This window comes from Citrobacter sp. LUTT5, assembly GCF_009905315.1.
In the GTDB taxonomy this organism is placed as follows: Bacteria; Pseudomonadota; Gammaproteobacteria; order Enterobacterales; family Enterobacteriaceae; genus Citrobacter; species Citrobacter freundii.
In genome coordinates this window covers 434,039-446,341 of the sequence record NZ_CP047606.1, presented here as the reverse complement: position 1 = coordinate 446,341, position 12,303 = coordinate 434,039, and the positions used below count along the sequence as shown (strand labels likewise).

The following is a 12,303-nucleotide window of genomic DNA, read 5'->3' as shown; positions in this document are numbered from 1 at the left end:
TAATATACGCCGCCTTGCAGTCACAGTATGGTCATTTCTTAACTCATGCGCATCGGACAATACCAGCTCAGAAATCGCCTGATCGCAGCACCTATGGCTGGCATCACTGACAGACCATTCAGGACGCTGTGCTATGAGATGGGAGCAGGATTGACGGTATCCGAGATGATGTCTTCTAACCCGCAGGTTTGGGAAAGTGACAAGTCTCGTTTACGGATGGTGCACGTTGATGAGCCAGGAATTCGCACGGTGCAAATTGCCGGTAGCGACCCTGTTGAGATGGCCGATGCCGCACGTATTAACGTGGAAAGCGGCGCCCAGATTATTGATATCAATATGGGGTGTCCGGCTAAAAAAGTGAATCGTAAGCTCGCAGGTTCAGCCCTCTTGCAGTACCCGGATTTAGTGAAGTCGATACTAACCGAGGTCGTCAATGCAGTGGACGTTCCTGTCACACTCAAGATTCGCACCGGCTGGGCTCCGGAACACCGTAACTGCGTAGAGATTGCCCAACTGGCTGAAGATTGTGGCATTCAGGCTCTGACCATTCATGGACGCACCCGCGCCTGTTTGTTCAATGGAGATGCTGAGTACGACAGTATTCGGGCAGTTAAGCAGAAAGTTTCCATTCCGATTATCGCGAATGGCGACATTACTGACCCGCATAAAGCCAGAGCTGTACTCGACTATACGGGGGCGGATGCCCTGATGATAGGACGTGCAGCTCAGGGAAGACCCTGGATCTTTCGGGAAATCCAGCATTATCTGGACACTGGGGAGCTGCTGCCCCCGCTGCCTCTGGCAGAGGTGAAGCGCTTGCTTTGTGCGCACGTTCGGGAACTGCACGACTTTTATGGTCAGGCAAAAGGGTACCGAATTGCGCGTAAACACGTATCCTGGTATCTCCAGGAACACGCTCCGGATGACCAGTTTCGGCGCACATTCAACGCCATTGAAGATTCCAGCGAACAGCTGGCGGCGTTGGAGGCATACTTCGAAAATTTTGCGTAAACAGAAATAAAGAGCTGACAGAACTATGTTCGAACAACGCGTAAATTCTGACGTACTGACCGTTTCTACCGTTAACTCTCAGGACCAGGTAACTCAAAAGCCCCTGCGTGACTCGGTTAAACAGGCACTGAAGAACTATTTTGCTCAATTGAATGGTCAGGATGTTAACGATCTCTATGAGCTGGTACTGGCTGAAGTAGAACAGCCCCTGTTGGACATGGTGATGCAATACACCCGCGGTAACCAGACCCGTGCTGCCCTGATGATGGGCATCAACCGTGGTACGCTGCGTAAAAAACTGAAAAAATACGGCATGAACTGATACTAATCAGTTAAATGTTTGTTTTAAAAGGCGCTACTCGGCATGGGGAAGCGCCTTTTTTATTAACTTCACACGGGAGGCTTTGGCGATGAACGCAAGATGTGAACCTGTCTATTTTGGCGATGAATCTAAAAAGATAATCCTGGGTGATGCACTGACCGAACTGAAAAAGCTGTCTTCTGAAAGCGTCGATCTCATTTTTGCCGATCCACCTTATAACATCGGTAAAGATTTTGACGGGATGGTGGAGTCCTGGGATGAAGAGGCTTTTCTGGCGTGGCTGTTTGAGTGCATTGACGAGTGCCATCGCATTCTCAAACCGCACGGCACCATGTACATCATGAACAGTACGGAGAACATGCCGTATATTGACCTCAAATGCCGCCAGCTCTTTACTATCAAGAGCCGTATCGTGTGGTCATACGATAGCTCAGGGGTACAGGCCAAAAATTACTTTGGTTCGATGTATGAACCGATCCTGATGATGGTAAAAGATCAGAAAAACTACACATTTAATCGTGACGATATTCTGGTTGAAGCCAAAACCGGGGCTCAACGCGCGCTAATAGACTACAGAAAAAATCCACCGCAGCCATACAATCAGAAAAAAGTGCCGGGAAATGTCTGGGAGTTCCCACGCGTTCGCTATCTGATGGACGAATACGAAAACCACCCCACCCAGAAACCCAAAGCCCTCCTGGAGCGTATAATTCTGGCATCCTCGAACCCAGATGACAGGGTACTGGATCCGTTTGCCGGCAGCTTCACCACCGGTGCCACCGCCGTGGAATTGGGTCGCAAGTTTGTCGGGATTGAGATCAATGTTGAATACGTAAAAATGGGGCTCAGAAGACTGAGTATCGGTTCTCATTTTTCAGAAATTGAGCTTGCCAAGGTGAAAAAACGTAAGACAAAAAACCTGTCTAAAAAGAGTCGATTGACGGCAAAGAGCGGCGATCTTTCAACAAAGTAAAGGCATTGTAAGTCTGCTTTTCAGGTTACAGATTTCGTGTATATTCCCTGCACGCTTGGGCATGAATACACAGGGTTTGGTAATGATTCGCAAGTATTGGTGGCTGGTTGTTTTTGCAGTATTCGTTTTTCTTTTTGATGCGCTGCTCATCCAATGGATAGAGCTGATGACAACAGAGCACGATAAGTGTCGGAATATGAACTCAGTGAATCCCCTTAAGCTGGTCAACTGCGTCGACCTCGAATAGCGCCACCAACCCCACTTCAACAGCCGTCAGGCCTGGCGGCTAAAACGACCCCACCTGACTCTCACTCTGCGCTAATTGCCTTACGCTACCATCTGGGCTTAACATTTTTAATACATTATCAACTAATACTGGCGCTTGTTTATAAAGATCATAACTCATTGGATTAATGAGCCAGTTTTTAACAATGCCACTAAAACTCCCATGAAGAATAATTATTATAACGTCTAAATCAAGACTGGTTGCGATAAGTCCGTCGTCCATACATTTTTGCAAGGCAATGCGCATACCCAGATGATTGATACCAATTTTTTCACGAATAGCCTGTTCCGATATCATATCGTTATGGAATTCACATTTATGATATAAAATTTGCATTAATGCCTGCTGGCGAGGATTCTGCGCAATATATTGCAACCCCACAACTAACTTTTCACGCAGTCGCTGTAAAGGATTATCTCCCCAACGGCCAATAAGCTGGTCCTGAATAAGATCGCGCAATGGCGGTTGTTGTAACCATAGTTCATTAAACAATTGCGTCTTGTTTTCAAAATGCCAATACAGCGCCCCCCGCGTCACGCTGGCGGCGTCTGCAATGTCGTTTAGCGTCGTATTGCTTACGCCACGTGCGGCAAACTGTACAATCGCTGTTTCTATCAGGTGCTGCCGCGTTTTGAGGGCATCAGCTTTCGTTTTTCTGGCCATGGTTTCAGCTGTCTGAGGTAAGGGTAAGGTAGAGAATGATTAACTTTCTTATCTAATATTTGCGGTACGGAACAAATGTATCACTTAGCATTTATTTAAACGAGCCCTAAAAAATATTATTACTGACTTTGCACACAAATAAACAAAACAAATACCAACAATAAATATATTCATAAACCAAATGCTTATTTCAATTTGTGTTTATACGCATCATAGTATTGCTATTAACACCTCAATGAAACAACAGTCGATTAATCTCTTTTTGCTTTTACGTGCCGTGAATCGCACCCATAAATAAGTATTGCTTACATCGCTAGCTAATAATTTGTAGGATAGCCAACTATTATTTTCTCTTGTGCGCGTTATCGCCCCAGCGTTACCCGGTTAATAACGAGCGTTCGGTTTTTTAAGGAATTGAAATGACGAAAAATGCCAGGTTTTCACTCCTGCCCTCATTCATCATCGTCTCCGCTGCATTACTCGCCGGTTGTAACGATCAGGGAGAAACACAAGCTCATCCCGCAGAACCGCAGGTGACTGTTCATGTCGTCGAAAAGGCTCCTTTAGCTGTAACGACCGAATTACCCGGGCGCACAACGGCATTCCGAATTGCAGAAGTCCGTCCCCAGGTCAGCGGGATAGTGCTTAAACGAAATTTCACTGAGGGAAGCGATATTGAAGCCGGACAGTCGCTTTATCAGATCGATCCCGCGACTTACCAGGCCGACTATGACAGCGCCAAAGGTGAACTGGCGAAGAGTGAAGCGGCGGCTGCAATCGCGCATTTAACGGTAAAACGCTATGTGCCATTGGTTGGCACCAAGTACATCAGCCAGCAAGAGTACGATCAGGCAATTGCTGATGCTCGTCAGGCCGATGCCTCCGTGATCGCGGCAAAAGCGGCGGTCGAAGGCGCGCGTATCAATCTGGCCTACACAAAAGTGACATCGCCGATTAGCGGACGCATCGGTAAATCTAACGTCACCGAAGGCGCATTAGTCACGAATGGCCAGGCTACAGAGCTTGCTACCGTTCAACAGCTCGATCCCATTTACGTCGACGTAACACAGTCCAGTAACGACTTTATGCGCCTCAAACAGTCTGTTGAACAAGGGAGTCTGCATAAAGACAGCACCAGCAGTACGGTCGAACTGGTGATGGAAAATGGTCAGTCATACCCGCTAAAAGGCTCTTTGCAGTTTTCTGATGTGACGGTTGATGAAAGCACCGGATCAATCACCCTCAGAGCCGTGTTCCCTAACCCAGAGCATACGCTGTTGCCGGGCATGTTTGTGCGCGCACGCATTGATGAAGGTGTTCAGCCAAATGCCATTCTCGTTCCGCAGCAGGGGGTAACGCGTACGCCTCGCGGCGATGCCACCGTAATGGTCGTCAATGACAAGAGTCAGGTTGAGTCTCGCGCAGTCGTTGCTGCACAAGCCATTGGCGACAAATGGCTTATCAGCGAAGGCCTGCAACCGGGTGACAAAGTTATCGTGAGCGGCTTACAGAAAGCACGTCCAGGCGTTCAGGTTAAAGCAACCGCCGATACCGAAACTCCTGCCACGAAAGCCCAATAAGGTAACCGGACATGGCTAACTTTTTTATCAGGCGTCCTATCTTTGCCTGGGTACTGGCTATCATTCTGATGATGGCGGGTGCTCTGGCAATCATGCAACTGCCCGTGGCACAGTACCCGACCATTGCGCCTCCTGCGGTCGCCATTTCTGCCACCTATCCTGGTGCAGATGCGCAGACGGTTCAGGATACAGTCACACAGGTTATCGAACAGAATATGAATGGTATCGATAACCTGATGTATATGTCCTCCACCAGCGACTCGGCCGGGAGTGTGACTATTACGCTGACTTTCCAGTCCGGTACCAATCCCGATATCGCGCAAGTACAGGTGCAAAATAAACTGCAGCTCGCCACTCCGTTACTGCCGCAAGAAGTTCAGCAGCAAGGGATCAGCGTCGAGAAATCGAGTAGCAGCTTTTTGATGGTCGCAGGTTTTGTTTCTGACAACCCACAAACCACACAGGATGACATTTCCGACTACGTCGCTTCGAATGTTAAAGACTCAATCAGCCGTCTGAATGGCGTGGGTGACGTGCAGCTGTTTGGTGCACAGTACGCCATGCGCATCTGGCTGGATGCAAACTTATTGAACAAATATCAGCTCACGCCGGTTGATGTGATCAATCAGTTGAAGGTACAGAACGATCAGATTGCCGCAGGTCAGTTAGGGGGGACGCCTGCATTACCTAACCAGCAGTTGAACGCCTCGATCATTGCGCAAACGCGACTGAAAGACCCTGAAGAGTTCGGGAAAGTGACTTTACGCGTGAACAGCGATGGTTCGGTTGTTCACCTGAAAGACGTCGCGCGTATCGAGTTGGGTGGGGAAAACTACAACGTCGTGGCGCGTATTAACGGTAAGCCTGCATCCGGCCTTGGGATCAAGCTGGCAACCGGGGCAAACGCGCTGGATACCGCTAACGCCATCAAAGCCAAGCTGGTTGAACTGCAACCATTCTTCCCGCAGGGAATGAAGGTGGTCTACCCGTACGACACGACGCCGTTTGTGACCATCTCCATTCATGAAGTGGTAAAAACGCTGTTTGAAGCGATCGTGCTGGTGTTCCTGGTCATGTATTTGTTCCTGCAAAACATCCGGGCAACGCTCATTCCAACCATCGCTGTCCCTGTCGTATTGTTGGGCACATTCGCCGTACTTGCCGCGTTTGGCTACTCGATAAACACCCTGACGATGTTCGGCATGGTGCTCGCCATCGGTCTATTGGTCGATGATGCGATAGTGGTGGTGGAAAACGTGGAACGCGTGATGATGGAAGATAATCTGCCGCCTAAAGAGGCGACGGAAAAGTCCATGTCACAAATACAGGGAGCACTGGTTGGTATTGCCATGGTGCTGTCTGCGGTATTTATCCCGATGGCCTTCTTTGGCGGTTCAACTGGGGCTATCTATCGGCAGTTCTCCATTACCATCGTTTCCGCCATGGCGCTTTCTGTACTGGTAGCGCTGATCCTGACTCCTGCGCTTTGTGCAACGTTGTTGAAGCCGGTATCGGCTGAGCATCACGAGAAAAAAAGCGGTTTCTTTGGCTGGTTTAATACCAAATTCGATCACAGCGTCAATCACTATACCAATAGCGTCAGCGGTATTGTGCGTAAAACAGGGCGTTACCTTGCCGTCTATCTGATCATCGTGATCGGAATGGCGGTTCTGTTTATGCGCCTGCCGACCTCCTTCCTGCCAGAGGAGGATCAGGGTGTGTTTATGACAATGATTCAACTTCCGGCAGGAGCTACGCAAGAGCGCACCCAGAAAGTACTGGATCAGGTTACTCAGTACTACCTGACCAATGAGAAAGCTAACGTCGAAAGCGTCTTCACGGTTAACGGTTTTAGCTTCAGCGGTCAGGGGCAAAACTCAGGTCTGGCATTCGTTAGCCTCAAGCCCTGGAATGAACGTAGCGGCGAGGAAAATAGTGTTGAAGCGGTCATTGCACGCGCCACACGCGCGTTCAGCCAGATCCGCGATGGGTTAGTCTTCCCCTTCAATATGCCCGCTATTGTTGAACTGGGTACCGCAACCGGTTTCGATTTTGAGCTGATCGATCAGGGCGGTCTGGGGCATACGGCGTTGACGCAAGCCCGTAACCAACTACTGGGAATGGTGGCTAAACACCCCGATCTGTTGGTTCGCGTTCGTCCTAACGGACTGGAAGATACTCCGCAGTTTAAGCTGGATGTTGATCAGGAGAAAGCACAGGCACTGGGGGTATCGCTGTCGGATATCAACGAAACTATCTCCGCATCACTGGGCGGCTATTACGTCAATGACTTTATTGACCGCGGTCGTGTGAAAAAAGTGTACGTTCAGGGGGATGCAAAATACCGCATGCTGCCAGCGGACATCAATAATCTGTATATCCGCAGCTCCAATGGCGAAATGGTTCCGTTCTCTGCGTTCAGTGCATCACATTGGATTTATGGTTCACCGCGACTGGAACGTTACAACGGTATGCCATCCATGGAAATACTGGGCGAAGCGGCACCAGGGCGAAGCACTGGTGAAGCAATGGCGCTGATGGAAAGTCTGGCGGAAAAACTGCCGAATGGTATTGGTCATGACTGGACGGGTATGTCTTATCAGGAAAGGCTGTCGGGTAACCAGGCGCCTGCGCTGTATGCCATCTCGTTAATCGTAGTATTCCTTTGCCTTGCCGCATTGTATGAAAGCTGGTCTATTCCTTTCTCGGTGATGCTGGTTGTACCGCTCGGTGTTGTAGGCGCATTGTTAGCAGCATCACTGCGCGGGATGAATAACGATGTGTATTTCCAGGTTGGCTTACTAACCACTATCGGCCTCTCGGCTAAGAACGCCATCCTGATCGTCGAGTTTGCCAAAGACCTGATGGATAAAGAAGGCAAGGGGTTGATTGAAGCGACGCTGGAGGCATCGCGTATGCGTCTTCGTCCTATCCTAATGACATCCCTGGCCTTTATTCTGGGGGTTATGCCTCTGGTTATCAGTCACGGAGCAGGTAGTGGTGCACAGAATGCGGTCGGTACAGGTGTTATGGGAGGAATGCTGACCGCAACATTGTTGGCTATCTTCTTCGTCCCCGTCTTCTTCGTTGTCGTAAGACGACGTTTTAGTCGGCACAACGATTAATTTGTAAAATAAAGGCGTCTACGGACGCCTTTTTTACCTACGATGCTCCTCTTTATTTATTAGTAAGATAGCCATTTATTTCATTTAAACTACCCCTCTAAATTCGCCTACGACCTTTCTTTTTATCCATTATTTTTACAATCCACATGAATTGAGATTATTCCTCATGTCAGTCCTTTTTTAAGAAGTGGTAAAATAATCACCGAGTTCGCAGATGGCTTAGCGTTTGTCTTTGCTTAATTAGCGAAACGCTTATTTTGAGGTAACACCATGAAAAGATTAATATCCGTTGCATTGCTTACCGCATTCCTGGCTGGCTGTGCACACGATTCTCCTTGCGTACCTGTATACGACGATCAGGGGCGCCTGGTTCATACCAATACCTGTATGAAAGGCACTACCCAGGATAACTGGGAAACAGCCGGAGCCATCGCCGGTGGTGCTGCAGCCGTTGCCGGACTAACACTTGGGATTGTCGCCCTGACCAAATAAATCATCTCAAAAGCGCGGTTATTACCGCGCTTTGAGCACTAAGCATAAAATCTACATATAAGACAAAATGTTGCTTAATAGCGACTGACATATAATAAAATTATTATAGATTTCCCTCACACATCCACGATTTAAAATTGGCATTTTTTCTGTTTTTCGTTACACCACAGTTTCTTTTCATTATTCTCACGCCATTAATATTAACGCCAGAAATCGTTATCACGCGTCCTGTCTGATTTTTAAATTTTTTGCGCCGAAATGTGGCTTACGTTTCAATTTTGCACCACTTCAGGGCGCTGCATTTATTTTTTCCTGTCTACACTCTGCATATTGCGTCAAATAATCAGGCGCAAAAAACTGGCACTACCTTTGCTTAAAAGAGTATGGCCAAAGCCACAGACAGGTAAAAGACGTTTTCAGAACGTTTCCATAACAATAATTCCTCCACACAGGATGCTCTATGAAAAAGATGATAATCGCCAGCCTGGCTGCGGCCGGCGTGCTGCTTGCTGTTGCAAATCAGGCGCATGCCGGCGCAACACTTGATGCCGTAAAGAAAAAAGGGTTTGTGCAATGTGGGATCAGCGACGGCTTGCCTGGCTTTTCTTATGCCGATGCAAGCGGCAAGTTCTCGGGTATTGATGTTGATGTATGTCGTGGCGTTGCCTCCGCCGTATTTGGCGATGATAGCAAAGTAAAATATACCCCGCTCACCGCCAAGGAACGCTTTACTGCATTACAGTCTGGTGAAGTCGACATGCTCTCTCGTAATACCACTTGGACCTCCTCTCGTGATGCCGGTATGGGTATGTCCTTCACTGGCGTAACGTATTATGACGGCATTGGTTTTCTTACCCACAATAAAGCAGGTCTGAAGAGCGCTAAAGAGCTGGATGGCGCAACGGTCTGTATTCAGGCGGGAACCGATACCGAACTGAACGTGGCCGACTACTTTAAAGCCAACAATATGAAGTACACCCCCGTCACCTTTGACCGCTCGGATGAATCAGCCAAAGCTCTGGAATCTGGACGTTGCGATACGCTGGCTTCCGACCAGTCTCAGTTGTATGCCCTACGCATCAAGCTGAGCAATCCTGCGGAGTGGATCGTCCTGCCAGAAGTTATTTCTAAAGAACCGCTGGGACCTGTCGTACGTCGTGGAGACGATGAGTGGTTCTCCATTGTTCGCTGGACGCTGTTCGCCATGTTGAATGCGGAAGAAATGGGTGTTAACTCGAAAAACGTCGATGAAAAAGCGGCTAATCCAGCAACTCCGGATATGGCTCACCTGTTGGGTAAAGAAGGGGATTATGGCAAGGATCTGAAACTTGATAACAAATGGGCCTACAACATTATCAAGCAGGTTGGTAACTATTCGGAGATCTTTGAACGTAACGTTGGATCGGAAAGTCCGCTGAAGATCAAACGTGGACAGAACAACCTCTGGAATAACGGTGGCATCCAATATGCGCCACCGGTGCGCTAATGCGTAGTGATGTAACGGGCGCCGCAACTGCGGCGCTCAGCCCAGAGTCATAGTTACTGAGGTTTTCTTATGTTCCATCGCCGCTCAACCGTAAAAGGATCGTTATCCTTTTCTAACCCTGCGGTCCGCGCCTGGTTATTTCAAATACTCGCCGTCATTGCGGTTATCAGCATTGCGGTCTATCTCATTCATAACACGATAAATAACCTGAACAATAGCGGTATTACCTCGGGGTTTTCTTTTCTCGATCGCAGTGCCGGATTTGGTATTGTCCAGCATCTGATTGATTACGAGCAAGGCGATACATATGGTCGTGTCTTTGTGGTCGGCCTGCTCAATACGCTATTAGTTTCTGCATTGTGTATTGTTTTCGCATCAATTCTCGGTTTCTTTCTCGGACTGGCACGCCTGTCAGATAACTGGTTATTGCGAAAACTCTCGACGATCTACATCGAAACGTTCCGCAATATACCGCCGCTGCTGCAGATCTTCTTCTGGTATTTCGCTGTATTACGTAACCTGCCCGGCCCACGCCAGGCTGTTAACGCACTGGATTTGATGTTCCTGAGTAACCGGGGGCTCTATATACCGGCCCCACAAATGGGAGAAGGTTTTTTTGCCTTTTGCACCGCTGTCGTTATCGCTATCGTCGTCACCATCGGATTATTTCGCTTCAACAGAATGCATCAGACCAAAACCGGCCAGCTACGTCGGACCTGGCCCACGGCTCTGGCGTTGATCGTACTTTTACCGGTGATTTCACAGTGGATGTTTGGCGCTGCGCTTCACTGGGATATTCCCGCGCTTCGTGGTTTTAACTTCCGTGGCGGTATGGTGCTTATTCCCGAACTGGCGGCACTGACTCTGGCGCTTTCGGTGTACACCTCGGCATTTATTGCAGAAATTATTCGGGCGGGAATTCAGGCCGTTCCTTATGGCCAACATGAAGCCGCACGCTCGCTGGGTCTGCCAAATCCGGTGACGCTACGCCAGGTAATCATCCCACAGGCGCTACGCGTCATCATTCCCCCACTGACCAGCCAGTACCTGAATATCGTCAAGAACTCTTCTCTTGCGGCCGCCATTGGCTATCCGGACATGGTGTCACTGTTTGCCGGCACGGTACTCAATCAAACAGGGCAAGCCATTGAAACGATCGCCATCACCATGTCGGTATACCTGATCATTAGTCTGAGTATTTCTTTGCTGATGAATATTTATAACCGCCGTATTGCACTGATTGAGCGCTAAGGAGCCATGATGACAAAAGCCCTGCTGTCTCACCCCTCACGCCAGCGCAGTAATCCGGCAAGCCGCAGCCTACTCTGGGTGCGTAAAAACCTGTTCTCCAGTTGGTCAAATAGCCTGCTCACCCTACTATGCATATGGCTGATTTGGTCATTTCTTCCGCCACTGTTGAACTGGGTATTCTTTCAGGCCAACTGGGTCGGTTCAACCCGAGCAGACTGCACCAAAGCCGGAGCCTGCTGGGTGTTCATTCATGAACGCTTTGGGCAATTCATGTATGGACTTTATCCCCACGATCAGCGCTGGCGTGTAAATCTGGCCCTGATAATTGGTTTGCTGTCTATCGTTCCCATGTTCTTGAAAACAATCCCGCATCGTGGCCGCTATATCGCCGTCTGGGCCGTAGTTTATCCAGTGGTGGTTTGGTGGCTGATGTACGGGGGTTTTTTCGGGCTGGAGCGCGTAGAAACCCGGCAGTGGGGTGGATTAACACTGACGCTAATTATCGCATCCGTGGGGATTGCAGGCGCGCTTCCATGGGGCATTTTACTGGCGCTGGGACGTCGTTCCCATATGCCAGTCGTGCGGGTTTTATCCGTCATTTTCATTGAGTTCTGGCGCGGTGTGCCGTTGATTACCGTTCTGTTTATGTCCTCGGTCATGCTTCCTCTGTTTATGTCCGAAGGAACCAGTATCGACAAGCTTATCCGGGCCCTGGTCGGCGTTATTCTTTTCCAGTCGGCCTATGTCGCAGAAGTGGTTCGCGGAGGGTTACAAGCCTTACCAAAAGGTCAGTATGAAGCCGCTGAATCACTTGCGTTAGGATACTGGAAAACTCAGGGGCTGGTCATTCTTCCGCAAGCCCTCAAGCTGGTTATCCCTGGCCTGGTTAACACGATTATCGCCCTGTTCAAGGATACCAGTTTGGTCATTATCATCGGTCTGTTTGATCTCTTCAGTAGCGTGCAGCAAGCAACTGTGGACCCTGCGTGGCTGGGTATGTCGACTGAAGGATATGTTTTCGCTGCACTGATTTACTGGATCTTCTGTTTCAGTATGTCGCGTTACAGCCAACATCTGGAAAAACGTTTTAACACCGGGCGTACACCGCACTGAG

Annotated in this window: 11 protein-coding genes; 10 read left to right on the top strand and 1 reads right to left on the bottom strand. The window is 49.0% G+C overall.

Annotated features, from left to right (window positions below):
• Positions 1 to 45: 45 nt before the first annotated feature.
• From dusB to GUC46_RS02190, 4 genes are all read left to right on the top strand, one after another.
• Complete coding sequence (gene dusB, locus GUC46_RS02205; RefSeq protein WP_003025224.1) at positions 46 to 1,011, top strand: tRNA dihydrouridine synthase DusB; 966 nt, start codon at positions 46 to 48, stop codon at positions 1,009 to 1,011.
• 25 nt (positions 1,012 to 1,036) lie between these two features.
• A complete protein-coding gene (gene fis, locus GUC46_RS02200; protein WP_000462905.1) occupies positions 1,037 to 1,333 on the top strand; it encodes a DNA-binding transcriptional regulator Fis in 297 nt (98 codons plus the stop codon).
• An 88-nt stretch (positions 1,334 to 1,421) separates the two neighbouring features.
• Positions 1,422 to 2,306, top strand: a complete 885-nt coding sequence (gene yhdJ / locus GUC46_RS02195) for an adenine-specific DNA-methyltransferase (protein WP_003839873.1) — start codon at positions 1,422 to 1,424, stop codon at positions 2,304 to 2,306.
• 82 nt (positions 2,307 to 2,388) lie between these two features.
• On the top strand, positions 2,389 to 2,553 hold the full coding sequence (locus GUC46_RS02190; RefSeq protein ID WP_003025279.1) for a DUF2556 family protein: 165 nt from the start codon (positions 2,389 to 2,391) through the stop codon (positions 2,551 to 2,553).
• Positions 2,554 to 2,592: 39 nt separating this feature from the next.
• Here the strand turns inward: GUC46_RS02190 and envR are convergent, their stop codons facing one another.
• Positions 2,593 to 3,255 carry an acrEF/envCD operon transcriptional regulator gene (envR, locus tag GUC46_RS02185; protein WP_044714559.1) on the bottom strand — a complete coding sequence of 221 codons (663 nt, stop codon included), beginning with the start codon at positions 3,253 to 3,255 and terminating at the stop codon, positions 2,593 to 2,595.
• A gap of 419 nt (positions 3,256 to 3,674) precedes the next feature.
• On the opposite strand from envR, the gene GUC46_RS02180 reads away from it, so the two are divergent.
• The 6 genes from GUC46_RS02180 (at position 3,675) to GUC46_RS02155 (ending at position 12,302) form a co-directional block, all read left to right on the top strand.
• Positions 3,675 to 4,835, top strand: a complete 1,161-nt coding sequence (locus GUC46_RS02180) for an efflux RND transporter periplasmic adaptor subunit (RefSeq protein WP_044714562.1) — start codon at positions 3,675 to 3,677, stop codon at positions 4,833 to 4,835.
• A gap of 11 nt (positions 4,836 to 4,846) precedes the next feature.
• The gene (locus GUC46_RS02175; protein ID WP_160179693.1) at positions 4,847 to 7,960 is read left to right on the top strand and encodes an efflux RND transporter permease subunit; all 3,114 of its coding nucleotides are present in this window, start codon (positions 4,847 to 4,849) and stop codon (positions 7,958 to 7,960) included.
• 270 nt (positions 7,961 to 8,230) lie between these two features.
• On the top strand, positions 8,231 to 8,452 hold the full coding sequence (locus tag GUC46_RS02170) for a lipoprotein (protein WP_003025292.1): 222 nt from the start codon (positions 8,231 to 8,233) through the stop codon (positions 8,450 to 8,452).
• 460 nt (positions 8,453 to 8,912) lie between these two features.
• A complete protein-coding gene (locus tag GUC46_RS02165) occupies positions 8,913 to 9,938 on the top strand; it encodes an amino acid ABC transporter substrate-binding protein (RefSeq protein ID WP_003025295.1) in 1,026 nt (341 codons plus the stop codon).
• A gap of 69 nt (positions 9,939 to 10,007) precedes the next feature.
• Positions 10,008 to 11,189: an amino acid ABC transporter permease gene (locus tag GUC46_RS02160; RefSeq protein WP_003844801.1), complete on the top strand. Its 1,182-nt coding sequence runs from the start codon at positions 10,008 to 10,010 to the stop codon at positions 11,187 to 11,189.
• 9 nt (positions 11,190 to 11,198) lie between these two features.
• The gene (locus tag GUC46_RS02155; RefSeq protein ID WP_003025299.1) at positions 11,199 to 12,302 is read left to right on the top strand and encodes an amino acid ABC transporter permease; all 1,104 of its coding nucleotides are present in this window, start codon (positions 11,199 to 11,201) and stop codon (positions 12,300 to 12,302) included.
• Position 12,303 lies beyond the last annotated feature (1 nt).

Coding starts and splice junctions, on each gene's coding strand:
- dusB (WP_003025224.1), top strand. CDS start 46: ATGCGCATCGGACAATACCAGCTCAGAAATCGCCTGATCGCAGCACCT.
- fis (WP_000462905.1), top strand. CDS start 1,037: ATGTTCGAACAACGCGTAAATTCTGACGTACTGACCGTTTCTACCGTT.
- yhdJ (WP_003839873.1), top strand. CDS start 1,422: ATGAACGCAAGATGTGAACCTGTCTATTTTGGCGATGAATCTAAAAAG.
- GUC46_RS02190 (WP_003025279.1), top strand. CDS start 2,389: ATGATTCGCAAGTATTGGTGGCTGGTTGTTTTTGCAGTATTCGTTTTT.
- envR (WP_044714559.1), bottom strand. CDS start 3,255: ATGGCCAGAAAAACGAAAGCTGATGCCCTCAAAACGCGGCAGCACCTG.
- GUC46_RS02180 (WP_044714562.1), top strand. CDS start 3,675: ATGACGAAAAATGCCAGGTTTTCACTCCTGCCCTCATTCATCATCGTC.
- GUC46_RS02175 (WP_160179693.1), top strand. CDS start 4,847: ATGGCTAACTTTTTTATCAGGCGTCCTATCTTTGCCTGGGTACTGGCT.
- GUC46_RS02170 (WP_003025292.1), top strand. CDS start 8,231: ATGAAAAGATTAATATCCGTTGCATTGCTTACCGCATTCCTGGCTGGC.
- GUC46_RS02165 (WP_003025295.1), top strand. CDS start 8,913: ATGAAAAAGATGATAATCGCCAGCCTGGCTGCGGCCGGCGTGCTGCTT.
- GUC46_RS02160 (WP_003844801.1), top strand. CDS start 10,008: ATGTTCCATCGCCGCTCAACCGTAAAAGGATCGTTATCCTTTTCTAAC.
- GUC46_RS02155 (WP_003025299.1), top strand. CDS start 11,199: ATGACAAAAGCCCTGCTGTCTCACCCCTCACGCCAGCGCAGTAATCCG.